Here is a 25,698-nt window from a genome sequence, read left to right on the forward strand (position 1 = left end):
GTAGTTGTGGCTTGTGCGCTCTATTTTCCTCTGATAATCTCAACGGGGTCTATCCTGCTGGCTTTCCGAGCCGGAAAAAAACCTGCAAAGTAGGTAGTAATCAGCGAGAAAAATCCTCCGATAAAGTAGAACACCGGACTATAGTTTACAGGGTATGTTTTGATGGTAGGCAAGGCGGCCGTATTAAACGGAATGTTATCGATGACGACAGAAAACAAGAACCCAAAAAGCAACCCTACAATGCCCCCGAAGAAACCAATGCTCAAGGCAATAACCAGGAAGATCCTGTTTACATCGCTGCCCGAAAAACCGGTAGCTTTAAGTATGGCGATGGAGTCCATCTTTTCATAGATCATCATGTTCAAAATGTTGAAAATTCCGAAGCCGGCTACAATGAGCAGCGTTATACCTACGGCATACGAAATAAGCGAACGTACATTGCTTCCTGTTTCAAACTGGGCATTGGCCGTCTGTATATCCTCTGCGTCTACCTGGAACAACTGCGCATATGCCGCTGCCACAGCAGGAGCTTCCTCCAGGTTGTGCAGCTTAATTTGTATATCTGTGATGTAGCTTTTGGGCTTTCCCAGCAACTTCTGTGTTGTTGCAATAGAGGCATAGCTCTGCACTTTATCTATCTCCTGCACCCCCGACTGAAAGTACCCTACCACCTTTAGCGGAAATCGCTCGCCCTGCGCGGTAGTTACCTGCACTACATCCCCGATATCGGCTACCAGAATCTCTGCCAGGCCTTTGCCAAGTATAATGCTGTTGGCCACCTGCTGCACATCTATCGCATCACCGGCTGTCACATAATCCTGAAAGTTGAACAGCCGCATTTCTTCCTCTACATCCACCCCATTGATCACACCTGTAATGTCGATGGTGCCTTCGGTGTAAAACACCTGTATTGTTAATTTTGGGGCAGCACCAAAAACGCGCGGGTCGTTTTTTACAGCCTGCATAATGGGGCCGCTGTTGTAGATTTCCTGGCGGGTAACACCTGCCTTAACCGACCTGATAAAATTATAGGAGTGCTTGTATGCTGCAGCGGCATTAACAGGCTGGTTTTCGCTTGGCTTTATCTCGTTGTAAAGGCGCACATGCGGCGTACGGTTAAGTATAAGGCCATCAAGCAAATCGTTTAAGCCATTCATAAACCCCAGCAAGGTGATAAACATGGCAATGCTGAACGTAACACCAACGGCCGCCACCAGGGTTTGCCGCCACCGGGCCAACAGCAACGACTTCGCTATGCTGAAGATAAGTTTGCTGTTCATCTGGCTGGTTTGAGTAACACATCATCTTTCGAGATGCCGTCCACTATCTCTACTTTCTGATAATCCTTCATGCCCGTTTTAACCGGTACTTTATCTTTGTTCTCCGTTAGCACAAAGCCGCCATCCACCAGGTACTCGCGTGGTATGGTAAGGGCATTTTTTTTAGTCTGTATAATAATGTTTGCCTCGGTGGTTAAGTTTGGGTACAAGGCAGGCGGCGCGGTCACAAAACTGGCCTCCACGGTAAACGAGCGGGTTCTTTCGTTCATGGCAGGGTTTATCTTGTATACTTTCCCCTCAAACACCTGGCCTTTGTAGCTATCCAGGTTCAGCAACACTTGCTGCCCCAGCTTTACACGGGCAATGTCATACTCATCTACCTGCAGTTCAAGTATAAATTCTTTAGCATCGCCTACCACAGCCAGCGGCACCTGCGGACTCACCAGCTCCCCCTGCTCTTTTAGCACGCTGTATACTTTGCCATCAGTTTCGCTTCTAATAGTATAGTCTTCCGCCATTGTTTCGCTTATCTGCAGATTCTTCTGCGATTGCCGGGCAGCAAAATCAAGCTGTTTTTTTAAGTCGTTGTACCGAAGTACAGCGGATCTGTAGGCTGTAAGGGCGTTTTTGTAATTCAGTTCGCGTTGCTCCAGTTCTACTTTTGTTCCGATCTGGTTTGCCCACAGGTTGCGCTGCCTCACCAGCAGCAGCGAGTCGTTTTGCTTTTTGCTTCGGGCCAGATCAATGGCCTCCTGTGCTTCTTTCAGTTTTTGGGCATTGGCGCTTACACGGTTGTATGCAGCAGCAATCCGGGCATTTTCGGTATTAAGGCGGGCAGCTTCGTTTTCCAGTTTCACCAGCGGGTCACCCTTCTTCACCACATCTCCTTCTGTAACAAACAACTGCTGTATTACGCCACTTACTGTTGCGAATACCTGGTATTGGTTTCTGCTTTTCACAACTCCCGAGGCATATACTGACTCCGTGATATCCTCTACCGTTGGCTGCACTTTTTCCTGCTTGCCACCACAAGCGGCAAGTATAAGCACGAGTAAGGTAAAAAGAGCAAGTGGCTTCATGTGGTCTGCAATGTATAGGTTTTAGCGGATGCCTGCGGAATATTCAAATTAAGGCAGAAAGCAACTGCTGGTTTATACCTCAACGACATCAATTGGGTAAATAATGATAAAGTAGCGCACCTGCATTAACCGACTGCAGGCTGTTGCCGTTTTACAAACATCACATACGAACAGCACCAAGATTTTGGATAGAACTGCTGCACAGCAAAGTGTAGGGCAACCTGTAGAAACGCTTGTAAGAGAACAGCTGGCAGAGCTACTGAAAGGCGGCTTTGCACCAAAAATAATCCTGCTGCGCGAGTTTAGCTACCACAAAGCGGGTGTTAACTGGGTCGCCTTCATCTTTCTACCTGGATACTTTTAGGCCACATTCGGGCACGCCACCACACGCTGCTCAACCTTATAAAACAACCGGAAAATAATATTATTGTAAAGCCAGATGTGCCTTGGCCTGCAAACCATTGCCCACTATAGGAGGTGGAGTAAAGCGCTGCCATTGATATTTATGAGCAAGAACTCGAAGAGATGATTGCGCTATCGCTGTGCTTAGGCCATAAAAATGCTCCTCCGTTACACCACCACAACTCAACAGCAGTAATCAGGGTAAACATATAGCATCAAAAGTATAAGCCATGGACAACACCTATCCTTTTAAGTCCAAAATAAGCCCGGAGCAGATGCAGCAAGTGCCGCGGCTGGTAAAAACCATGATCGGGGAAGATAAGTTTACAGAGGATTTCGTAAACTGCCCCTTGCATGTTTGCGAGGCACACGACATAAAAGGCTTATACTTAAAAGCCAGAGCAGGCACCATTGCTCATTTTACTGGCATCAGCGCATCGTACGAGCCACCGTTCCACCCCCACATAAAAGTAAAAACAAACCTGGAAAGTATAGACGAATTGTTGCACAAGCCGGTGCGTTATGTGGCGCCGCTGCTGCAGGTGCATGCAAAGCCCAAAACAGCAGCCATTGTTTCTTAATAATACAGAACCGTTACAGAATAACACATGCAGCATAACCCACCGCCTCCAGTTGCAATAGGGCAACTTTTAGAAATAGCCAGCGCCGCTGCTTTAGATGCAGGCAAGGCCATCATGAAAGTATACCTTTCCGGTGATTTCTCTCAAACGCTAAAAACTGACAATTCTCCGCTTACAGCGGCAGACAAAGCGGCGCACCAGGTTATCACAAACCACCTGCAGCGCACCAAATTGCCCATACTATCGGAAGAGGGTTTACAGGCTGATTATACTTTGCGCAAAGACTGGGGATGGTATTGGCTCGTAGACCCCCTGGACGGTACAAAAGAGTTTCTGAAGCGGAACGGCGAGTTTACGGTAAACATTGCGCTGATGCAGAAAAACACGCCCGTAGCAGGCGTTATTTACGCTCCGGTTTCTGATAGTCTATACTTTGGCGGCACCGGTGCGAATGTCTACAAATCAGAAAAAAAAGAAGTGACGCCGCTGCAACCGCTGGCACAGGAACTAACCATGGAAAAGCTTTTACTTCAGCCTGAGGTAACTGTAATTGCCTCCAGGTCGCACCTCACACCGGAAACACTTAAGTTTACAGCGCAATTTAATAAAGTACAGTTCACGGCCATGGGCAGCTCCCTCAAATTTATGCTACTCGCTGAGAATAAGGCGGACATCTACCCCCGATACGCCCCAACCATGGAGTGGGACACCGCTGCTGCACATGCTATACTTCGTGCACTCGGCAGAAATATTTACACCACCAACCTGCAATCGGAACTGGTGTACAATAAACCAGACCTGCTCAATCCTTCTTTTATCGCTCTCTGAGGGATGCACTCCTGCAAAGCCAGGAGGTATTTTTGAAGTATAATTTATACCTTGCCCTGAACAGTTTCTAAATCTAAAAAGTAAAGCCCTGGATCACCTGCCACAAGGGCAACCCACAAAAGTATACACCGAAACAAGAACAGATGGCCATGCCTACAGATCAGATTCCGAAGTTACCCTCTATCCTGGACAATGATTTTTACAAGTTTACGATGCAGCACGCCGTGGTTAAGCTTTTCCCGCGCACTAAGGCACGTTACAAATTTATAAACAGAGGCAAGCATTCTTTTCCGGATGGTTTTGCAGAGGCTTTGCGCAAAGCGGTAGATGCCATGGAAGGGCTGCGCCTTACAAAAGAAGAAAAAGAGTACCTGGCCGTTACCTGCCCCTACCTGGACCCTACTTATCTCGATTTTTTGCAAGGCTACTGCTACGACCCAAGCGAGGTAACAATTAGCCAGGAAGGCGACCAACTGCACCTGACCATTGATGGCTACTGGTACCGGACCATACTTTGGGAAGTGCCCCTGATGGCGCTTGTTTCGGAGTTGTACTATCCGCTCAGTAAACTCCAGCGCGCTGCCGATGACAGCGTAATTCGCGTTGGCCGTGAAAAGATTGAAAAGTATAAAGCGCTTGGGGTGATAATTGCAGAGTTTGGCACCCGCCGCCGCCACTCTTACCACGTGCACAAGTTAATTGTAGAAACGCTGAAAAAGCATGGCGACGGCAGTTTTGTAGGTACCAGCAACGTGCACCTGGCGCGGATAAATAACGTGAAACCAATTGGCACGCACGCACACGAGTGGTTTATGTTTCATGCGGCGCGCTATGGCTTTAAAATGGCTAACACGCTCGGGCTGCAACATTGGGTGCAGGTATACCGCGGCGACCTTGGCATTGCCCTCTCCGATACCTACACCACCAACGTTTTCCTGAACCAGTTTGATAAGATGTTCAGTAAGCTTTTTGACGGTGTAAGGCACGACAGCGGCGACCCGATTGCGTTTGCGAAAAAAATAATCAACCATTATGAACGTATGGGCATCGACCCACGCTCTAAAACCATCGTGTTCTCTGATGCGCTTAATTATGATAAAGTAGCACGCATCGTGGCGTTCTGCAAAGGCAAAATCGGCATCTCATTCGGTATCGGCACTAACTTTACCAACGATGTGGACCTGGAGCCGATGAACATGGTCATAAAAATGACTGAAACGCAACCCGAGGATTTAGAGTGGATGCCTGTAGTAAAACTATCCGACGAACCGGGTAAGCATACCGGAGATGAAGAAGTGATACGTTTGGCCAAAACGATACTGACCATCGAGTAAGGCTAACTAGCGCTTTAGCCAAATTTATACTTAATAAAGCAGATACCATGAAAGCACTTTTGCTAATAGATATCCAAAACGATTTTATACCTGGCGGAGCATTGGCAGTACCCCAGGGAGACCGGATCATACCTATAGCAAACCAACTGCAGGAGAAATTTGACCTGGTAACAGCTACCCAGGATTGGCACCCGGCCAACCATAAAAGCTTTGCCTCTAACCACACAAACAAAAAGCCATTTGACCTTACACTACTACATGGCCTGGAGCAGGTGCTGTGGCCAGACCATTGCGTGCAAGGAACAGAAGGTGCTGCGTTTTGCCCAGACCTGAACATGCAAAAAGTAGAGGCCATTTTCCGGAAAGGCATGAACCCGGAGATAGACAGCTACAGCGGTTTTTACGACAACGGACACTTAAAATCTACTGCCCTGGCCGATTACCTGCGCGGCAAAGGAGTAACAGAAGTATACCTGGCAGGTTTAGCCGCCGACTATTGCGTATACTTTACTGCAAAAGATGCGCTGCAAGAAGGTTTCAAAGCCACCATTATAGCGGATGCCACACGCCCCATTGATCCGGCTGGCTTCGAGAAAGCAAAAGCTGACTTATTAAGCCTTGGTGGAAGTATAGTTGAGAGCAGCAGTTTACTATAAAACACCATGTCATTTCGAACATTGTGAGTAAGCTGAGGTATTTCGAGTTCCTGCCATATGTCAGATTTCTCACGGCTGTTGAATTGGCAGAAAACGCTATTCCCTTACCGGCTGCAGCTCCGGGTTCTTTACAAACTCCTCATCTGTCAGGGTACCCAAAAACTGGATGATGCTTTCTTTCTCTGCTTGAGTTAAAGGGATTCCCAACCTCTCCTGCTTTTGCAGTTCCGGGGCTAACGTAGCCGATGCTATTACGCCAGAAGCATAATGCTCCAGCACTTGTTCCAGGGTTGTAAACCTGCCGTCGTGCATGTAGGGTGCTGTAAGGGCAATGTTGCGCAGGGTTGGCGTTTTATACTTCCCAATGTCTTCTGGTGCGTGTGTGATGCGGCCTCTGCCATACTCCATTGCCTCGTTCGCATCAGAGTAAGCCGCATCCAGGCCATTGTTGTGGTATTGGTTATCTGTAAAAAAATCGGAAGTATGGCAGCTGCTGCAATGTTCTTTAAACAACACGAGTCCATTTAACTCCAGCGCCGTAAGCGAACTTCCTGCCTCGTTGCGTATATATTTATCGTAGCGGGAGTTACCAGAAATTAACGTGCGCTGAAACTGTGCCAATGCACGCCCAATAGCTGCTGAGGTAATTGAATCAGTACCAAAGGCTTTTCGGAACATAGCCGGGTATTTTGCGTGCTGCTGTAGTTTACGCGCCAGTTCCTTCAGGTTCTGCCCCATTTCGTCGGGGTGTGTTAAGGGCCCAAAACTCAGCGATTCCAGGTCTTTGGCACCGTCATCCCAAAACAGGCCCTGCATCCAGGCTACATTCGCTAATGTGGGCACATGCCGCAGCAAAGGTTTCCCCGATACACCGGCCGTACTAAGTGCCTTTCCATCTGTAAAAGCCTTGTCTGGCTGGTGGCAGGTGGCGCAGGATACGTTACCGTTTTTGGAAAGCACAGGATCGTAGAACAGCATACGCCCGAGCAATATGCCTTCTTTAGTAGTTGGGTTTCTTTCGGGAGTTGGTACGCTTGCAGCAAGGTTGGCCGGAATCGAAAAGACATACTTCTCTGCAGCAGGAGCCGCTACATCCTGCCCTGATTTATCGCAGCCTGCCAGTAGTAGCAAACCAGCATATGCCAGCAAAGTATACTTTTGGGTTATGCGCATACTTTTTTAAAGCCGGGGCTATTTTACTTCGGTAACCTTCAGAAAACCGTTGCTGTAATTTTCAGCTAGCACACTTGGTCCGGCACCATGCCCACCGGTGTTCATCACGTCAAAGTCTATCAGGTTTGGCCCTCCGAATAACTCATTTACATCTGCCTGAAGCGTTAGGTTATACTTTGGTTTAGCGCGGATGTCCACGGCTTGCGGCAGATTCATCGTAACTGTTTTATAATTGGCGTCTCCACCCACATGGAACACCAGGTTCCCGGTTTTAGTATTTCCAGAATAAGCCCCAACCAAGGTTAAAAATTTATAGCCTGTATCCCAATCCCAGGCCATTTCGTTGCTTGGGTCTAAATCACCGTACTGGTCCGTGGAATGGTTGCGTGCCTGGTCTATGCCAATGGCCATTTCAAGGCTGGTATACACGCCTGCCGGAACATCCTTCAGCTCAAAAGCAGTTTTGCCGCCCTGTGCAATCAGGTGGTAACTGTCTGGTTCTATAAAAACGCGTTGCCCATCCTGGCTGATCAGTTTTACATTGCTGATGTAGTACTTAAAGTTACTAACCGAGTAGGTATCTCCTGCCGGGCTAGTATAGGTTTTAGTTTCAAGTTGCAAGGCTTCTGATCCCACCATGTTCTGCACCTCCACGGTTACATTACCGGCGGTGTATTCGTCGCTGTTAGAGCACCCTGAAAGCAGGAAAACAGCAAGGGTGCAAATCAAAAAGTGTAGTGCAATACGTTTCATAGGTATTATTTAAAGGGATCTGAAAAGCGTTTGTCTTTTATGAAAGTAGTATCGGTGAGGGTGTGTAAAAAGGCGATGATCTTTCGTTTTTCTTCTTCTGTGATTTGAAGTGTTTTGCCACCTACCTCGTTGGATGCCTCTACAATAAGCGGCGAGATGTTGGGGCTGCCGTACTGCATGTGATCGTTGTAATGGTCCAGCACCTCTTCCAGGGTTTTAAAGCGGCCATCGTGCATGTAGGGTGCCGTAAGGGCAATGTTGCGCATTGATGGAGCCCTGAACAACCCATTATGGCGTGGGTTGCCGGTTATGTCGCCCATGCCATTGTCTTTCAATTCCACATCAAGGCCGTTGTTGTGGAAAGTCTGCAAAGACAGCAGCGTACCTCCGTGGCAGTCGCCACAATTAGCACCTCGCAGGCCCTGGCCTGGTTCCGGGTGCGTCAGGAACAGCTTCATGCCCTCCAGTTCGTCAGGCGTAAGTTCTTCTTTTTTTTGCAGGTAACGGTCGTAGCGCGAGTTGCCGGAAATAAGGGTTCGTTGAAACTGGGCCAGCGCCTTCAGCAGGTTTTCTTCTGTAACGGTTTCGGAGCCAAAGGCTTTTTTAAAGAGCGGCGGATACAGCTCGGCAACCTGCAGCTTTTGTACCGCGCCGGCCAGGCTCTGGTGCAGTTCCACCTCATTCTCTATCGGTACACGTGCCTGCTCTTCTAAGCTGGTGGCGCTTCCATCCCAGTTTAGTTGGCTTACCCACAGCAGGTTGGCCAGCGACATGGCGCTGCGGCGGTGGTCTTTACCCTGTATGCCTACAGCCAGCGCTTTGCCATCGGTAAAAGCTTTATCCTGCTGGTGGCAGCTGCCACACGACATGGTGTTGTTTCCTGACAGCTTTTTCTCATAAAACAGGAACCTGCCCAGCTCCACACCTTCTACTGTGGTAGGGTTATCGGCAGGCACCTGAAAACTCTGCGGAAAAGTATTCGGAATAGAAAACGAGTAGGGTGTCGGCTCCTCTGCCGCTACCGTAGGTGTAGTTTCTTCGTCGGGAGAGCAGGCCAGTACACCGGTAGCGCAGGCAATCAGTAACAGGTAACGTTGCAAAGTCATACGAATAGAGCCTTCTGTTAATGGGGTAACGTAAATCTAACGATTCCATGTATAGAAACATGACCCTTGATAAAACATTTAGCAGCAGATTAGCAGGTACAAAAGGCAATTAGCTATACTTATACATGTATAACTATGTTTCGATTTTATACTTGCCGGTTATACTTTTTGCTGCATCAAAACAAATTCACCTACATCCACCCGAAGACTTACAGCTTTCTACCGCAGGCTAAAAGCACAGCCAATTGTAACCACTATAGCATTATATCACAGCGCCGGCAAAGCATGCCACTTTATTAGTTTTTTACCTGAACCCGCTGGCACCACACCTCCCCCGCCCCCTCTTGGTATAAATAGCTGGCCTTGCTGTTTCTGGCTGTAATACACGCCGCTGCTGCTACCCCTGGTAAACCCGGTACCTGGTTGGAAGTAATCGTAGGCACGGTATGCGACATGAAAAAAGCCGCGAAAAGTTAAGCTATACTTTCAGGAAACTAATTAGCTGTGTTAGCCACTCCTTATAAATATTTTTCATAGAGGTGCCGAATCAGAACAAACCAAATCATGACAATGATGGACAACCTAACTGACCTTGGGCAGTATCATACTTTTAACTAAAATACCTTAACTTTAAGCATGACAAGCCTCAGAAAAGTAAAAAGTATAGCTGCATTGGCACTACTGGCAAGCGCCCTCTTCTCCTGCCAGAACACACAGGAACAAGCCGACCAGAATGAGTACGACCTGCTGGTACAAAAAGCCCTGATCGTGGATGGCACCGGCGGAGAGCCATACTTTGCCAGCCTGCTCATCAGCGGCGACTCTATTGCCAAAATCGATAAAGACACAACTGCCAGCTACAAGGTTAAAAGAACTATAAATGCCAATGGCATGGCCGTTACGCCGGGCTTTATAGACACGCACGCACACGGTAACCCCATGAAAACACCGGAGTTCCGTAATTTCCTGGCAATGGGAGTTACCACCATTTTCTTGGGGCAGGATGGCACAAGCCCATACTTTGAAGACATGAAAGTATGGATGGACTCTGTGGAACTGGTGAAACCAGCTGTGAACGTGGGTATGTTTGCCGGCCACAATACGCTACGGATGATGTCAGGCGCAAAGTATGATTCTGTTCCCTCAGAAAACCACATGGCGAATATGGAAAAGCTATTGGCCAATGCGATGGATGCTGGCTGCTACGGCATGACCACCGGCCTGGAGTATAACCCCGGCTATTATGCCCAAAGCGAAGAACTGAACAGACTGGCGAAAGTAGTAGGCGAAAAAGGTGGTATGATTATGAGCCACATGCGTAACGAGGATGACCAGTTTGTGGAGGCATCGATAAAAGAACTGCTGGTGCAGGGGAAATACTGCCCGGTGCATGTATCGCATATAAAAGTGGTATATGGCAAAAACAAAGCGCGCGCCCACGAAATACTGCAACTCCTAGACAGCGCCAGAACCAGCGGCACCAAGGTAACAGCAGATTTTTACCCGTACACCGCCAGCTACACAACCATTGGTATACTTTTCCCGGAGTGGGCCAAGCAACCTTATGACTACAGCCAGGTGGTGCGTACACGCCGCAACGAACTGGCCACTTACCTGCGCAACCGTGTAAACCTGCGCAATGGCCCCGAGGCTACGCTTATCGGTTCCGGAAAGTATAAAGGCAAAAACCTGGCGCAGCTATCCAAAGAACTGAATAAGCCGTTTGAAGACGTACTGATAGACAATATCAACCCTTACGGAGCAGAGGGCGCATACTTTATCATGAACGAAAGCCTGCAGGAGGAATTCCTGAAAGACCCGCATGTGATGATCTGCACCGACGGCAGCCCTACCATGAGCCACCCCCGCAGCTTCGGCTCATTTGCCAAAATCATCGAAACGTATGTAGTAGACAAAAAACTGCTCACGCTGCAGGAAGCCGTACGCAAAATGACAGGCCTTTCCGCGGAAACCATTGGTGTTGCCAAGCGCGGCTTCATTAGGGAAGGTTATAAAGCTGACATCTTAGTGTTTGATCCAAAGGCTGTAAAAGAGCATGCCACGTTTGATAAGCCAATGCAGCTATCGACAGGTTTCCAGTTTATACTTGTGAATGGGCAGGTAGTAAAAGAGGGCGAGAGGTACAACAAAAACAGGTATGGGGAAATGCTGAAGAAGCGGTAAGCTTTGATTTTGACTGTTGATTTACAGCACCGGTTCCAACCACCCCTGCCCCTCCTTGTCTAAGGCGGGGAGTTTTTACCTACTGTTTCAACTGCCATGCCTAGAGCTTATGTTTCTCCTTTGTCATCCTGTCAAGGATCTTGGTGGAAGGGAGGTTAAGCACAAGCTACGATGCTTATACTTGTACTAAGGTAGTGTCAGAATTCCCCTCCTTAGACAAGGAGGGGCAGGGTTGGTTGGATAATGATGCTACAGACAAACAATCAGTAATCCATTCAATCCCTATTAATCTGTGGTCCCGTCTACATATATCCTGAGTTCCTGGTATACTTTGTGCAGCTTCTTCGGAGGGAAGTGTGCGTTCAGGCCGCTTGGGTTGGGCAGCACCCATAACCTGGTATCTCCTATGGCTTGCTCCTGCAAACCAACAGCCGCCGAAGCTTTGCCAAAGGCTACCCGGTAAGCAGAGATTCCAAGTAGTGCCAGCACCTGGGGCTTATACTCAATCACTTTCTCTACCAGGGTTATACCACCTTCTATCAGTTCTACCGCCGATAGTTCTGCTGCATTGGCTGTTGCCCTTTCCACAATGTTGGTAATGCCATATCCCAGTTCCAGCAGTTGCCGGTCTTCTTCGGGTTTGTAAAGGCGGGGCGTAAAGCCAGCAGCGTGCAAGGCAGGCCAGAAGCGGTTGCCGGGGCGGGCAAAGTTGTGCCCGGCAAAAGCTGTGTAAAGGCCAGGGTTAATGCCGCAGAAAAGCACTTTCAGATTCGGAGCAATTACATCAGGTACGGTTCTTCCGTTTACTGCAGCCAGATCTTCTTTGGTGGGTCGTTTAAGAGTTTGCATAACTCTCTTTTACTAGCTGCCAGCCATTACAGTTATAAGATTGGCTAATTATACGCTACTGTTGAGACAATAATTTAGGCTAAGGCCGCCTGTTTATACTTACACTTCTCCTGCTGATGCTCCAGTTCCAGCGTAACCTCTGTAATCCCAAATGCTTTAAGAGATGTTCTTACCTTTTGCTTGAGTAAGGCTGCCATTTCAGGAGAGTCTAGTTTGTTTGTAACCACGTGTGCAGTTAATACATGGTGCTCCCCATCTAAAGACCACACCCGCAACTGATGCACCTCCTGCACCAACCCTGATGCCAGTATTTGCTCCTTCAGGCTATCCAGCTTTGGCGCCAGCGGGTTTTCCTGTAACAGCACTTTAACGGAGGCCCATGCAGTTTTAAAGGCATTGAACAGCATAAACAGCGAGATACCAATAGAAAGAAGCGGATCGAGCCATGGCAGCGGGAAAAACATCAGCACAACACTTACCACCAGCACCGCTACCCAGCCCAGCAGGTCTTCGAGCATGTGCAGCGACACGGCCCGTTGGTTCAGATTATGCCCGCCACGCAGCCTGAAAAAAGCGGCTCCGTTTACAGCCACACCAAGTATAGCCTGAACCATAATGACTAGAGCGTAAACTAGTTTCCGGCAAAGTATAAAAAGACAAAAAGCCCGCCTGTACTTTCTTTTCGGGCGGGGGCAAAGGGCTCCATAGCGCTGAGTTTGCCCTTTGTCAGATTCTCAGACAGGTGTATTTGTTTTAAAAATGGATAGAGGCTATAAGTGGTCAGCTTGTTCTTTTTCGATGTTGGTTATAAAATAATGGCCAGTTTTAATGCTGTCAATAAGATCTTGTATCGTTTTAGAACTGAACACTTTCAGCAGGTTATCGCGATAGGCTTTGATATCGTTGTGTAGTGGGCAAGGGTGCAGATCAGAGCATTTTTTCATACCCATGCCACATCTCGTAAAAGCCTCCAGTCCATCAATATGGCGTACGACTTCCAGTATGGTAAGGTCTGAGGCTGGCCTGTGCAGGTAAAAGCCTCCGCCTGGCCCTTTAGATGAAGCAATGACACCTTTGCGCACCAGGTCCTGCAATATTTTACCGGTGAATGGCTGCGGCAGGTCCAGTTCGTTGGCCACCTCTTTTATACCTACTTTATGCCCTCCCTCGTTATGAAGAGCGATATAAACAATGGCCCGCAGGGCATACTCGGTTGTTTTGGATAACATACGCTAAAACTCATAAACAAAAACGCAGCCGCAAAGTTAAGACATGCTGTTTAATTGCTGCATTCCCTCCTCACTTATCATATCGGTGGTCCACATCGGGGTCCAGACCAACTCTACTTTTGCGTTTAAGTCAGGAAAGCGCTTGAGCAGAATCTGTTCGGTAGCCATCACAATGGTGCCGCTCATGGGGCAACCCGGCGTTGTTAGCGTAAGTTGCACATGCAGGTTGTCTCCTTCAAGGCTTACGGTATAAACAAGGCCTAAGTCTACTATGTTGATTCCGATTTCAGGATCTATGATATACTTCAGCGTTTCGAATACCTCTGGCCCTATTTCGGTATCAGGCGTTTGCTTTTCCATAAGTTAATGGTTTTAAATTGTGTGCTTTGTGCAATAGCATCTGAAACACATTGGCTGTGTAAAGTATGGCTGTAATGGAAAAGGAGATGGCTCCGGCCAGTATAACCTGCTGCTCCCTGAGCAACACGCCAGCAACGAATACCACAAACCCAACCAGGTAAAAGATATTCTGCCAGCGTAGCAGCTTGTGGCTGTACATATCCTTTGGCAGCGGTGTTTTATAGCGGCCCACATGGTTTTCGTAGGCATGCATCCATACTATAAAGGGCAGCGTTTTAAAGGTTTGCCCAAGTATAAGTGCCGATACAAACCCCAGGAAAACGGAGATGCCATACACCAGGTAGATAGAAGACAACAACCGCTGCGGCAGACCGAGGTCGGTGCTTACCACGAATAGCAGCGCCAGCGGTAACAGCAGCAGCACCAGGGCAACAAACGTTTGCTGCATGCCCAGGTCTATGTCTTTCCGCTGCATCGTGTTTTTTGCATCGCGCAGGTACAACAAAAACAGCAACACACCCACTACCACCAGGCCACCATAGAGCGGCAATAGCTTTGTATGCAGCACCATATGATCAAGTATAAATAACACCAGCCCCGCATTTATCAGGTTGTAGGCCCAGCTAAGTTTTCGGGTATCTTCGGGGTGCGCCAGCAAAAACATCGGGATCAGCTTTGCCCCCACGCCAATAATCAACAGCAAAAACCAACCGGCCATACCTATGTGCGCGTGCAGTTTGAGGTAATGCACATGGTCCAGGGGCAGGAACGGGAGGGTAAAATTGACCGCCATCAGCAAACCAACTATGCCCGTTACCAAAAGCCAGATAGCAGAGGTAACGATAAAATCAGCTTCTATCGTCCATTTGGGTGCCTTGCGTGCCGTTTGAATCACGTTGATGTTGAACAATACAAAAGAGATAACCAAAGCACAGGCTGCGGCATGCATCGACCAGCCCAGTTGGAAGTACCAGAAAGAGTATGCCAGCAGTATAGTGCCTGTACCCAGCAAAATAAACGTATAAACTGCAAGCTTTTCGCTGTATAGTTTGCAGTCCAGCACTACGGGCAGCAGTTGGTATAATGCTCCAAAAATGATCATGGTTGCCCAGCCCAGCACCGCCACGTGCGTTAGTGTTAAGAGCTTCGGGTGAAAGTAATGGCCGCTAAAGGCATCGGTGGAAAAAAGCAATAAAATGCTTAGTACCAGAAAGGCAACAGCTGCAAAGGCATAATGCGGCAGCACTACCCATTTACCCGGAGAATTGGAAGTAGACGCGGTGCTCATGGCGCGGCAGTTTTATAGATAAGCAGGTGTACTTCAGAGGGTCCTATCTCTTTGATGGCTATCTCGCAGCCACGCTCCTGCAGCTTGGGCAACAGGAACTGAGGCACCTTTCTGTGCGTCACATGGATGGCTTCATGCTCTGGTAACGTTTCCAGTTCGCTTAGGATCGTTATCATCGGTTGCGGCATTTCCAGGTGGCGCACGTCCAGGTACTTAAGTTTGCCCTCATAATCTCTCACCATAACATCAAAATCGTTTGTAACTGGCGCGGTAACAGCAAGCGGTTTTATACTTGCGTTGTCCGGCCAGAAATAAGTATGCACCAACTCAGGGTGCAACACCTCTACATAAGAAGCATAGCCTTTCTTCTGGAGTATAGAGATAAGAGGAGTTGGCTCGAAAGAATTTATGATCTGCAGCGCATTGCCGCTTTTAACCTGCTCTACCGCCTCCATTATCTTCAGAAAAGGATCGTGGCCGGTGGCAATGTCCTCGCACACATCCAGCGTAAGTATACTTTCCTGGGGCAGTTGCTTTAAATAAGTTGGCTTCTCGGCTGTACTTTTAACCGGTTTTGGGGTGGAGGTACTGTCTGCCTGTTTTTGTGTAAAGCCAAGCGGCGCCAGCTTTTTGTAAAAGTCTGCTTCTGAGCAGCCGCCAATGCGGGCAGCATCGGCAATGGTTACCCGAGAGGCCAGTATTTTGCGGAGCAGCGGGTTTCGCAGCTTTTCAAAGTGCTTGTTGATGGAGGCGATTGCCTCGATGGCACTTGGGTTGGCTTTAAGTATAACCGATATTTTAGTATTTGCTGCGATCTCCATGGCTAGGCTGCCTTCCAGAATTCAGGTGTGAAATTATCGTTGCGCACATCGTGTTTGTGCTCCAGTAATTTTCCTGCCAACTCCAATTCATCGGCACGTACGATGGCTTGCAGGTACGGAAAGAGCTCCCGTTCCTCCCACCTGATGTGCTCCACCAGGTCTTTCTCAAGCGCCTGGAACAGTTCAGGACTTAGTTGCTTGCCCTCACTAATCAGCTCGATTATGTCGTGCAACAGGCTGTGTTCCTCATCCAGTCTACTTTGAGCGGTACTATCCGATGGCAGCAGTCTTTTCAGCAGCCACTCTTCTTCCTGGCAATGCTCCTTCAGGATATTATCCCAGAAGTACCGCACGTAATCGGCTAGCAAGCTAAGATCTGTACCGTTTTTTAGTCCTTGCCGGATTTTCCAGCAGAACAGTAAACCGAAGTGGTGCTCCCGAGAGAGAGGTACTAAGCTTTGATCTCGTTTCTGTGGTTTTATTGTAGCTTTTTTCATGGCTTGGATGGGCTTATGCCCTTTTTAATGCTATGGTGTAATCTAGTAGCCCTCGCAGCATCTGGTGGTCTTGCGAGCATCCGGCACACGAATTTTGTGCTTCGTAAACATTCGCGGACCATAAAGACACCGCGAGGGCAATAGAATCTTTTAATTCAATATTTCCTTTTCCAGCTCAAGCGCTTTCGGGAACAGGATGTTGTTTTCCAGGTGGATATGGCGGAAAAGATCATCTTCGAACTCTTTCAGTTTTTTGAAAGCAACCGTGTAAGTAGCACAGGCATCCGCTGGCAAAGTATAGTTGTTGGTCAGCTCCCGGATTTTCTCCAGCTCGCTGCCTGCATGCTCGTGCTCCATCTCCATCATGTTGATCGGATTTTGAATAGAGCCGAATGCCGGCTTATCAAGCCTTACATTGCTTTTCTTTGCCTCGTCCAGTTGCTTAATGTAGGGGAACAGTACGCGCTCCTCTTTTGGCATATGCGACTCGAGTTCGTTGGCTACGTTAGTGAAGTGCTTTACTACTTCTATTAGCTCCGGATGCCGTTCGCCGTGCACGCGGGCAATTTTTGTAGTATACTCATACAACGCCGGAATGGCTTCCCGCACATACTTGTGGTGCATGTTCACGATATAATCTGCCAGAAAAGATGGCTCCCATTTATCATACTCTACCTGGCGGTTCTGCTCGGCTTCGTCGGTTGCCAAAAGTTCTGCTTCCAGTTCGTCCTGGCTGATGCCTTTCTCGGCACAAACCTGCTTTACCGATTTTTTACCGCCGCAGCAAAAGTCGATGCCATACTTTTTAAACACCTGCGCTTTGCGGTAATCCTTGGCAACCAATTCGCCTACCGTTTCGCCTTCTTCGGGGGTAAGTTTGCTTATTCTCACTTCCCATACTTCGGGGCCCTGCTCCAGGTACTCCCATTTAAAAACATTGCCACGCTCGCCCAGCAACTGGTAGTACAGGGGCTTGGGGTCGTGGTCGTTGTGTATGATAAAAGCTTCGCCCCCTTCCAGGTTATCAAACCATTCGAAAATGGTGGGGTGCTTCATGCGTGGTTCTAAAACCGTTACGTCTAATGTTTTGATTGCTTGTGTGGTTTCCATGTAGTTAAAGATTAAAAGTCTGTACTCAATCACCATTACAAAAGTACAGCAGGCATTTCAGAATAAAAGATACTTAAGTCTTCTATTAAAATGATCTTCGTCATTCTTTAAGCGAATGCTATATAGCACTTTTGGCATCTTATCTTCTATCTCGAACCATACTTTAAAACGTGCGCTTTTACATGAAAAAAACCACTACAGCCCGTCCCACCGGTTTATCCATACAAAGAAAATTCACGACAGAGAAGCAGTCGCCTTACGAGCAGTTTAGCTACGAGCTCCGCTCCTCTACCATCAGAACACCAACCGGCGAGGTGGTAGCCGAGATAAAAGATGTGGAGGTACCTGCTGCCTGGTCGCAGATTGCGGCGGATATTCTGGCGCAGAAGTACCTGCGCAAAGCCGGCGTACCGCAACCAGACGGATGCACCGGCCCCGAAACATCTGTAAAACAGGTAGTGCACAGGCTGGCAAATTGCTGGAAAGTATGGGGAGAGGAGTATGATTACTTTAAAACGGAAGCCGATGCCCAAGCCTTTTACGACGAACTGGTATACATGCTGCTGGGCCAGTATGCAGCACCTAACTCGCCGCAATGGTTTAATACGGGTTTGCATGAGTCGTATGGCTTAAAAGGCAAAGCACAGGGGCACTACTACGTAAACCCCGCCACCGGCAAAGTGCAGCAGTCGGAGTCGGCGTATGAGCGGCCGCAGCCACATGCCTGTTTTATACTTGCCGTGGAAGATGATTTGGTAAACCAGGGCGGTATTATGGATTTGTGGGTGCAGGAGGCGCGTATCTTTAAGTATGGCTCTGGCGTGGGCACCAACTTCTCGAACATACGCGGCAAAGACGAAGTGCTGGGCGGCGGAGGCACCTCATCGGGGTTGATGTCGTTCCTGAAGATAGGCGACCGATCGGCGGGCGCGATAAAATCCGGAGGCACCACGAGGCGAGCAGCCAAAATGGTTTGCCTCGACCTGGACCACCCCGAGATCAGGGAATTTATCAACTGGAAAAAAGACGAGGAAAAGAAAGTAGCAGCTCTGATTGCAGCCGGTTATAGCGCAGATTACAACGGGGAAGCTTACCAAACGGTATCAGGCCAAAACTCAAACAACTCGGTGCGGGTGCCTAACAGCTTTTTTAAGGCGCTGCACCAAAACACCAATTGGCAACTGAAAGCACGTACCGACGGGAGAGCCCTAACATCAATACCGGCACAGGAGTTGTGGCAGGACATTGCAGACGCAGCCTGGGCTTGTGCCGACCCGGGCTTACAATTTGACACCACCATTAACGAGTGGCACACCTGCCCCGCCGAAGGGCCGATCAGGGCATCCAATCCCTGCTCCGAATACATGTTCCTGGACAACACGGCCTGCAACCTTGCCTCGTTAAACCTGACAAAATTCTACGACACAGAAAAGCAGCGCTTTAACGTCACCGCTTACGAACACGCTTGCCGCCTCTGGACGATTGTGCTGGATATTTCGGTGCAGATGGCGCAGTTTCCTTCATCGGCCGTAGCGCAACGCTCTTACGACTACCGCACCATCGGCTTAGGGTATGCCAACCTGGGGGCTTTACTGATGATACAGGGTCTGCCATACGATAGTGAAGAAGCCAGAAGTATGGCCGCTGCCTTAACCGCTATTATGACGGGGGCTGCTTACAAAACATCCGCAGAAATGGCGGCGGCATTAGGTGCTTTCCCAAAGTATGAACTTAATAAAGAGGCCATGCTAAGCGTGATTCGTAACCACAGCTATGCTGCACAAAATACGCCGGAAAAGTATGATAGCCTGTCTATCAAACCAAAAGCCTTAGACCCTGCACATTGCCCGGACTACCTGCACCAGGCTGCCTGCCAGGCATGGGAGCAAGCTATAGAACTCGGCGAAAGGTATGGCTATCGCAATGCCCAGGCCTCTGTGATTGCCCCAACCGGCACCATCGGCTTGTTAATGGACTGCGACACCACCGGGGTAGAACCTGACTTTGCGCTTGTAAAGTATAAAAAGCTGTCCGGAGGAGGTTATTTCAAGATCATAAACCAATCTATACCTTTGGCGCTGCAAAAACTGGGATATACTCCGGAAGAGGTACAGGCCATTGTAAACTATGCCAAAGGCCATGCTACGCTGCACGGTTGCCCGCACCTGAACCCAGACAAGCTACAGGCGTTTGGCTTTACGGATGAGGATATGGCTATACTTGAAAACGCGCTGCCTACTGCTTATGATCTAACGTCTTTATTCTCAGTTTATACACTAGGAGAAGCTTGTTTGCAACGATTAGGCATTACGGCTGCGCAGTATCAGCAACCAGCATTTAACTTACTCCGTGCGATTGGTTTCACGGCCAAACAACTGGAAGAAGCAGGCGATTACGTGTGCGGTACCATGACCGTGGAAGGCGCACCTTACTTAAAACAGGAGCACTACGCTGTATTTGACTGTGCCAACCGCTGCGGCAGCAAAGGCAAACGTTTTATACCTGCCGACGGACACATTCACATGATGGCGGCAGTACAGCCTTTTATTTCGGGGGCCATCTCTAAAACCATTAACCTGCCAAACGAGACCACAGTTGCCGAAGTGGCGCGCTGCTACGAACTGTCCTGGGAACTAGGGCTAAAAGCCTGCTCGCTTTACCGCGACGGAAGCAAGTTATCCCAGCCGCTTAGCTCTGGCAGCACTTCCGAAAAAGAGGAAACATCCCCTGAAAATAAAGTTGAAAGCACAACCGCAGAGCAGGTACTACAGGCAGCCAAAGCCATACTTGCCGACGAAAACAACAAGGCCTTCCGGCAGCAATTAACCGCCATGGTAGATCGCCGCAAACTGCCAGACAAGCGCAACGGCTTTACCCAGAAAGCAAAAATTGACGGCCACACAGTATATATCAGAACCGGCGAGTACGCCGATGGCGCGTTGGGCGAGGTATTTATAGATATGTATAAAGAAGGTGCCTCTTTCCGATCTATACTTAATTGCTTCGCTATTTCCGTATCGCTGGGGTTGCAGTATGGCGTGCCTTTGGATGAGTTTGTAAACCGCTTCACTTTTACCCGCTTCGAGCCGGCTGGCCGTGTAGAGCATCCAAACATTAAATCAACTACCTCTGTTTTTGATTACCTTTTCAGGTTGCTGGGCTACGAGTACCTTGGCAGAACCGACCTGGTACATGTGCACCAGCAAGAGCCTGAGATCATAAAAAAGGAACCTGTTGCACCCGCTGCTGAGGAACCTGCTACTGAACTTACTCCGTCGCCAAATGGTAGTATGTATAAGGTGGTAGCGCAAAGCCGGACGCTGCTGATGGAACAAACGCAGCAGGTACTGGCTAACATGATGGGCGATGCTCCGATCTGCAACGTCTGCGGCCACATTACTATACGCTCCGGCACCTGCTACAAATGCCTGAACTGCGGCAATAGCCTGGGCTGTAGTTAAGGCCGCAGATGAATTGGGGTTGAATTGATTAGTTTACAGCTCCGTCCCCTGCCCTCTTCTAGGGAGGGGAATTTTACTTACTGCTTTAACCGCTATCACCCCCGTTAAAGCCTTCCTTTTTCGTCATCCTGTAAGGATCTTGGTTGAAGGGAGGTTAAGCATAAACCACAGAGCTTATACTTAAGCTTTCGTAATACCAGAATTACCCGCCTTAGACAAGAAGGGGCCAGGGGGTGGACCCGGAGCTACTGACTTATTCTTTATTAACCCTAATTGACTTACACAAAAAGCGTAAACTTGTACCATGACACAAAACAGAGAGATCATACATTTAGACGACATCAAGCAGCTTGTTGATACTTTTTACACAAGAGTAAGAGCAGACGAGTTGTTGGGGCCGGTTTTTGAAGAGCGGATACAGGAGAACTGGGCCAGGCACCTGGATATTATGTACCGCTTCTGGCAAACTGTATTGTTAGGAGAGTTAACTTACCAGGGCAGCCCGGGCAGCAAGCACATTACTTTACCTGTAGACGAAGCGCATTTTGAAAGGTGGCTGCATATTTTCTACCAAACCATAGACGAATTGTTTACCGGCGAAAAAGCAGCCGAAGCAAAATGGCGGGCAGAGCGAATGGCCGAAATGTTCCACTCTAAAATTGAGTACTACAAAAAAAACAAAAACAGGACAATACTGTAGCTGCTGCGAGGCAAGGTTAAATTTATTTAGAAGCAGAACTTCTGCTCTTAACGGGGCGCTGCCGCATTTTAGAAACATCAAGAGCATGATATCTTACCTGCGGCACAAAAAATAGCAAGATTCCCAGCGGTAAAAGTATACTTACTCCGAACAGCAGCTCATTGTAGTTTGGTATTGCGCCAACACTTGCCCAGAACAAGATGCCCTGCAGAAACAGCAACGCTTCGCTGGAGACAAAGCCAAGTATAAACAGGCCTATCCCCCACCTGCTCATAGTACTTTTAAAGCTTAGCCAACCCCGCTGCGCAAAAAAGGCAAGTATAAAAAAGCTCACAAACCCGATAAGCACCAGGTGCAGATACCCGATAATGAAGAAGCGCAACCTGTAAGCCAGATCAGCCATGTATGGGAAAGTAGTAGAGAACTGCATCAGCGTTTTAAGTATAAAAGCCAGCGTTGCCAACAGAAGTATACTTCGGCTCCAGTTACCAAACAAAGTATACACCTGCCTGCGTAAAGGCCATAAGATAGCCGCCAGTAATACAAGTGCCCCTACCTGCGCCAAGGCTGCCAGCCCCCCAAGCCAGTAAACCCACGCATCAGGCTTTATCCAGAGCACAGACAACAGGTAAGCAGGCAGGCAAGCCCAGCACATCACCTTAAAAAACAACTGCCCATACTTTAGGCTAAAGCTGATGTTATGATGCTCCAGCAACCAGAAAACCAACCCTAGTACCCCAAAAGTAAACCAACCGTTGTACTGGAAATGCAGGTAAAAATAGATGGCGTTATAGTATAACTGTCCACCGCTGTGCCCCAGCGCCATGATAGGCCCCATTGCCCAGGGACCAAAAGAGGAAAGCACCAGAAAGAACAGCGCTCCCTTCACAAACTGAAAAGACAAGCGGTGTTTTCCCTGGCTCAATTTTGCTTGCCTGGCATCTTTTAAAAAACGGTAAACAAACCAGTAGCTAAATAAAATATGCAGAGTAGAGAATGTGATGGAAACGGCTGCATAGCCCTGCACCGGAAAACTCAGCAACATTCCCAGTACCGCCCCCTGCGATAGCCAGAACTGCCATGCATAGGTCTTCTTGTCCTGTAAGCCAGGGGGTAAAAAAGCGACTAGTAAGGAGACAAATAAGGCAGGGTATAGCCATCCCAACAGCGCCACATGCGAGTGTGCATGCAACAGGTATTTGTAATTTATACCTGCCACCGGCGACACAAACATCCAACGCAGCAAAAGCCCCAGCAGCGCTACTACAACCAAATTGAGTAGCGCCACCAGCAACCAGTTTCTTTTTGCGTTGATATCCAAAGTATAAGCCGGTACTAAAGTATAAAAGTCGGGTTAAACCGCTGCTGCAGTTTTAGCCAATGCTTCTTGTACTAGTTCCAGCAGGTCTTGTTGCAAAGCCTGGCTGCGGTCTTTAGCATACCACAGTTGCACCTGCTGTACCAGCTCGTCGTGGCTGATGGCAGGGTTTGCAGCCTTAAGCGCCACAACCTGCTCCTGGATGGCTTTAGGGCGTGATCCCCAGGTAAATAAACGCTCTCCTGTTTCTGCATCCACACAAATTAACTTAGGAATAGAACGGCTGCCGTTGCTTAGACAGGTGTTCATCAACCCAGGGTTTTCATCGCGAAGCAAAACAGTTAGCTCAACAGCAGGAACCTCTTCGGCAATAGCTGCCATAGCCGGAAGCAGTTGCGCACCGTCGCCGCACCAGGCCTCTACCAAAACCAGCCACTTCCAGTTTACCTGGTTTTGCACTAGTAATGCCTTTAGTTCAGGTTGTATGATAAACTGTTTCTCCACGCGCTTCATCCGCTGCAGGTTCAGCTTTGTAAAAGCAATCTTCTGCGCTGTCTGTTCATCACCAGAGGTTTTTTCTTGCGCTACCAGCTCCTCTACCAGTTTTTTGTAGGCTTCGTAGGTAAGCGGGTTCACTAATTCCGGGCTATTCTCAATCAAGGTATTCATATTTCATACTTGTATATACAAATTTAACGCAGTCTACTGCACCATAAAATGACAGATGTCATATATAGTGCTGACGCTACTCATTTAGCAGGTTTTGCGCTTGCTGTACCTTGTGCACACTTTAAAGGCTTTGCTCCTGCTGCTCCTTTTTCAGGCGAAGCTTCCAGAAACAGTTTCTAAAACATTTAAGTAACACACAAGCCAAATGCCACAAGCTACAACGCACACCTTCCACATACCCGTTATGGGTCTCTCCTTCTCCATCGATTCGCCGCTTAAAGTAGCGCGCTTCGGAATATCCTCTGTTGTATCGCTTAGCGACGATAGCCTGCTGGAGCAAATGCGACAGCATTATAGCCAGGTTTATAGCAAAACATTTAGCCCGATACCGGAGAAGGAAGAAGATTACCGTGCCAAGCGCGTAACAGCATACTTAAACTTGCTGGATGAGTTGGTAAAGCAGCAAATGGCCGAGGTGCAGCAACAGGACTTTACACCGGAATCTGACCTGACGAAATACTTTGAAATGCTCCCGGAGCAGTCGCTGCTGCGGGAAAAGTACCTGGAGATGAAAGAGACAGCAGATCCTTTCTGGAAACAGCACCTGCAGGAAGAATTGTGCAATGCCATGGTGCCCGGAAGTATAGACGTGAACATCATGACCAAACTGGACAGGACCAACTACACCAAAAGCGGTGAGGCGCTGCCACAGGAATACGCTGATGCCCTGGCTGCCTTGCGTGGCTTTGCCAACAGCACCGTACGCTCGTCGGTTGTTTTCTCGGCTGGCATGAACATGCGCTTGTACAGCTACCTGGAAAACTTCCCGTGCTTTTACCCTAATGCAACCGGCTTGTTTAATAAGAAAGTTACCATAAAAGTAAGCGACTACCGCTCTGCTATGGTGCAGGGTAAGATATTGGCAAAAAAAGGAATCTGGGTGTCGGAGTTCCGGATTGAGTCTGGCTTGAACTGCGGTGGGCACGCCTTTGCCACCGACGGGTATTTGATAGGCCCGATACTGGAAGAATTTAAGCAGAACCGTGAGGCCTTGCGTCTCGAACTTTATACTTTGTTTAGTACAGCACTTGCTGCCAAAGGGGTACCGGTTCCGGTGCAGGCGCCGGAACAAAGGCTTACCGTGCAAGGTGGTATCGGTACCGCAGAAGAGCATAATTTTTTGCTGGAGCACTATGGCGCTGACGCTACCGGTTGGGGCACACCGTTTTTACTTGTGCCTGAAGCCACAACAGTAGATGAGCCAACACTACAGCAACTGGCCGCAGCCAAAGCCGAGGATTTATACTTGAGCCCTATTTCGCCGCTAGGTGTTCCGTTTAACTCGCTGCGCAACACATCCAATGAGCTCCTAAAAAAGGAACGTGCCGATAAAGGCAAGCCGGGTAGCCCATGCATCAAAAAGCACCTGGTATCAAACACAGAGTTTACAGATGAGCCCATTTGCACAGCATCCCGCAAATACCAGCGCCGCAAGCTGGAGCAACTGCAGGCACAGCAACTCGACACCATCACATACTTTGCCGAGGAAGCTAAAATACTCGCAAAAGAGTGTTTGTGCGAAGGTTTAGCCAACTCAGCGGTACAGCTCTACAACATCAGCAAAAAGGCGGCCACCAAAGCAATCTCTATCTGCCCTGGCCCTAACCTTGCCTACTTTTCGGGTGTGTTTAAACTGCAGGAGATGGTAGACCATATTTACGGACGCTTTAACGCCCTGAACAATACGTACCGCCCGCACATGTTTGTGAACGAGCTGAAAATGTACATTGATTACTGGAAGAAAAAGAAGGAGGAACAACTCGATACTTTAACGGATAAGCAGTACAAATACCTGCAGAATTTCTGGGATAACCTGCAGGAGGGCATACAATACTATAAAAAGCAACTGCCTGCCATTTTTAAGGATGAGCTGGAGCGCCAGGTGATCATGCTCGATGAACTGCTGGAGGCCGAAGACCAATTGATGCTGGCAAGACTACAGAAAGCAGTTGTATAAGCA

General features: G+C 48.6%; 24 protein-coding genes. 9 read left to right on the plus strand and 15 right to left on the minus strand.

Annotated features, from left to right (window positions below; all coding sequences use genetic code 11):
* Positions 1-20: 20 nt before the first annotated feature.
* Together Q1A23_RS12345 and Q1A23_RS12350 are read right to left on the minus strand one after the other, a co-directional pair.
* The gene (locus Q1A23_RS12345) at positions 21-1,280 is read right to left on the minus strand and encodes an FtsX-like permease family protein (RefSeq protein WP_299823790.1); all 1,260 of its coding nucleotides are present in this window, start codon (positions 1,278-1,280) and stop codon (positions 21-23) included.
* Positions 1,277-2,359, minus strand: a complete 1,083-nt coding sequence (locus Q1A23_RS12350) for an efflux RND transporter periplasmic adaptor subunit (RefSeq protein WP_299823792.1) — start codon at positions 2,357-2,359, stop codon at positions 1,277-1,279. Before Q1A23_RS12350 ends, Q1A23_RS12345 begins: the two co-directional genes overlap by 4 nt.
* A 184-nt stretch (positions 2,360-2,543) precedes the next feature.
* On the opposite strand from Q1A23_RS12350, the gene Q1A23_RS12355 reads away from it, so the two are divergent.
* The 5 genes from Q1A23_RS12355 (at position 2,544) to pncA (ending at position 6,160) form a co-directional block, all read left to right on the plus strand.
* Positions 2,544-2,723, plus strand: coding sequence for a hypothetical protein (locus tag Q1A23_RS12355; RefSeq protein WP_299823794.1), 180 nt, complete (start codon positions 2,544-2,546; stop codon positions 2,721-2,723).
* 268 nt (positions 2,724-2,991) lie between these two features.
* Positions 2,992-3,342 (plus strand): adenylyl-sulfate kinase, encoded by a 351-nt coding sequence (locus Q1A23_RS12360; RefSeq protein ID WP_299823795.1) that lies wholly within the window; start codon positions 2,992-2,994, stop codon positions 3,340-3,342.
* A 27-nt stretch (positions 3,343-3,369) separates the two neighbouring features.
* The gene (cysQ, locus tag Q1A23_RS12365; RefSeq protein ID WP_299823797.1) at positions 3,370-4,170 is read left to right on the plus strand and encodes a 3'(2'),5'-bisphosphate nucleotidase CysQ; all 801 of its coding nucleotides are present in this window, start codon (positions 3,370-3,372) and stop codon (positions 4,168-4,170) included.
* 149 nt (positions 4,171-4,319) lie between these two features.
* Positions 4,320-5,504: a nicotinate phosphoribosyltransferase gene (pncB, locus tag Q1A23_RS12370; protein ID WP_299823798.1), complete on the plus strand. Its 1,185-nt coding sequence runs from the start codon at positions 4,320-4,322 to the stop codon at positions 5,502-5,504.
* A gap of 47 nt (positions 5,505-5,551) precedes the next feature.
* Positions 5,552-6,160: a bifunctional nicotinamidase/pyrazinamidase gene (gene pncA / locus Q1A23_RS12375; protein ID WP_299823800.1), complete on the plus strand. Its 609-nt coding sequence runs from the start codon at positions 5,552-5,554 to the stop codon at positions 6,158-6,160.
* Between the two features lie 96 nt (positions 6,161-6,256).
* On the opposite strand, the gene Q1A23_RS12380 is transcribed toward pncA, so the two are convergent.
* Genes Q1A23_RS12380 through Q1A23_RS12390 form a run of 3 tightly spaced genes read right to left on the minus strand, consistent with a single transcriptional unit; the run spans position 6,257 to position 9,192 of the window.
* A complete protein-coding gene (locus Q1A23_RS12380) occupies positions 6,257-7,333 on the minus strand; it encodes a cytochrome c peroxidase (RefSeq protein WP_299823801.1) in 1,077 nt (358 codons plus the stop codon).
* An 18-nt stretch (positions 7,334-7,351) separates the two neighbouring features.
* Positions 7,352-8,086, minus strand: coding sequence for an MbnP family protein (locus tag Q1A23_RS12385; protein ID WP_299823803.1), 735 nt, complete (start codon positions 8,084-8,086; stop codon positions 7,352-7,354).
* Between the two features lie 5 nt (positions 8,087-8,091).
* Positions 8,092-9,192: a cytochrome c peroxidase gene (locus Q1A23_RS12390; protein WP_299823805.1), complete on the minus strand. Its 1,101-nt coding sequence runs from the start codon at positions 9,190-9,192 to the stop codon at positions 8,092-8,094.
* A gap of 636 nt (positions 9,193-9,828) precedes the next feature.
* Here Q1A23_RS12390 and Q1A23_RS12395 point away from each other — a divergent pair.
* Positions 9,829-11,376 carry an amidohydrolase family protein gene (locus tag Q1A23_RS12395; protein ID WP_299823806.1) on the plus strand — a complete coding sequence of 516 codons (1,548 nt, stop codon included), beginning with the start codon at positions 9,829-9,831 and terminating at the stop codon, positions 11,374-11,376.
* 285 nt (positions 11,377-11,661) lie between these two features.
* Here Q1A23_RS12395 and mug read toward each other — a convergent pair whose 3' ends face one another.
* The 8 genes from mug to ric form a co-directional block, all read right to left on the minus strand.
* Positions 11,662-12,225, minus strand: coding sequence for a G/U mismatch-specific DNA glycosylase (gene mug / locus Q1A23_RS12400; RefSeq protein ID WP_299823807.1), 564 nt, complete (start codon positions 12,223-12,225; stop codon positions 11,662-11,664).
* A gap of 74 nt (positions 12,226-12,299) precedes the next feature.
* Positions 12,300-12,839: a cation diffusion facilitator family transporter gene (locus Q1A23_RS12405; RefSeq protein WP_363322050.1), complete on the minus strand. Its 540-nt coding sequence runs from the start codon at positions 12,837-12,839 to the stop codon at positions 12,300-12,302.
* Positions 12,840-12,995: 156 nt separating this feature from the next.
* Positions 12,996-13,454: an Rrf2 family transcriptional regulator gene (locus tag Q1A23_RS12410; protein WP_299823808.1), complete on the minus strand. Its 459-nt coding sequence runs from the start codon at positions 13,452-13,454 to the stop codon at positions 12,996-12,998.
* 36 nt (positions 13,455-13,490) lie between these two features.
* Positions 13,491-13,814, minus strand: a complete 324-nt coding sequence (locus Q1A23_RS12415; protein WP_299823810.1) for a metal-sulfur cluster assembly factor — start codon at positions 13,812-13,814, stop codon at positions 13,491-13,493.
* Positions 13,795-15,102 (minus strand): hypothetical protein, encoded by a 1,308-nt coding sequence (locus Q1A23_RS12420; RefSeq protein ID WP_299823811.1) that lies wholly within the window; start codon positions 15,100-15,102, stop codon positions 13,795-13,797. Before Q1A23_RS12420 ends, Q1A23_RS12415 begins: the two co-directional genes overlap by 20 nt.
* A complete protein-coding gene (locus Q1A23_RS12425; protein ID WP_299823813.1) occupies positions 15,099-15,923 on the minus strand; it encodes a DUF2249 domain-containing protein in 825 nt (274 codons plus the stop codon). The genes Q1A23_RS12420 and Q1A23_RS12425 overlap by 4 nt, the downstream gene beginning before the upstream one ends.
* 2 nt (positions 15,924-15,925) lie before the next feature.
* Entirely contained in the window at positions 15,926-16,420 is a 495-nt protein-coding gene (locus Q1A23_RS12430) for a hemerythrin domain-containing protein (RefSeq protein ID WP_299823815.1), read from the minus strand.
* Between the two features lie 150 nt (positions 16,421-16,570).
* On the minus strand, positions 16,571-17,530 hold the full coding sequence (gene ric / locus Q1A23_RS12435) for an iron-sulfur cluster repair di-iron protein (protein ID WP_299823817.1): 960 nt from the start codon (positions 17,528-17,530) through the stop codon (positions 16,571-16,573).
* A gap of 182 nt (positions 17,531-17,712) precedes the next feature.
* Between ric and Q1A23_RS12440 the strand changes: the two genes are divergently transcribed.
* Both Q1A23_RS12440 and Q1A23_RS12445 read left to right on the plus strand, forming a co-directional pair.
* Positions 17,713-20,991, plus strand: coding sequence for a vitamin B12-dependent ribonucleotide reductase (locus tag Q1A23_RS12440; RefSeq protein WP_299823819.1), 3,279 nt, complete (start codon positions 17,713-17,715; stop codon positions 20,989-20,991).
* A gap of 304 nt (positions 20,992-21,295) precedes the next feature.
* Entirely contained in the window at positions 21,296-21,691 is a 396-nt protein-coding gene (locus tag Q1A23_RS12445) for a group III truncated hemoglobin (protein ID WP_299823821.1), read from the plus strand.
* A 22-nt stretch (positions 21,692-21,713) separates the two neighbouring features.
* Here the strand turns inward: Q1A23_RS12445 and Q1A23_RS12450 are convergent, their stop codons facing one another.
* Complete coding sequence (locus Q1A23_RS12450; protein ID WP_299823823.1) at positions 21,714-23,012, minus strand: hypothetical protein; 1,299 nt, start codon at positions 23,010-23,012, stop codon at positions 21,714-21,716.
* A 33-nt stretch (positions 23,013-23,045) separates the two neighbouring features.
* Complete coding sequence (locus Q1A23_RS12455) at positions 23,046-23,678, minus strand: thioredoxin family protein (RefSeq protein ID WP_299823825.1); 633 nt, start codon at positions 23,676-23,678, stop codon at positions 23,046-23,048.
* 205 nt (positions 23,679-23,883) lie between these two features.
* Here Q1A23_RS12455 and Q1A23_RS12460 point away from each other — a divergent pair, with 205 nt between their 5' ends.
* The gene (locus Q1A23_RS12460) at positions 23,884-25,695 is read left to right on the plus strand and encodes a hypothetical protein (RefSeq protein WP_299823827.1); all 1,812 of its coding nucleotides are present in this window, start codon (positions 23,884-23,886) and stop codon (positions 25,693-25,695) included.
* Positions 25,696-25,698 lie beyond the last annotated feature (3 nt).

Source organism: uncultured Pontibacter sp. (assembly GCF_947492645.1).
In the GTDB taxonomy this organism is placed as follows: Bacteria; Bacteroidota; Bacteroidia; order Cytophagales; family Hymenobacteraceae; genus Pontibacter.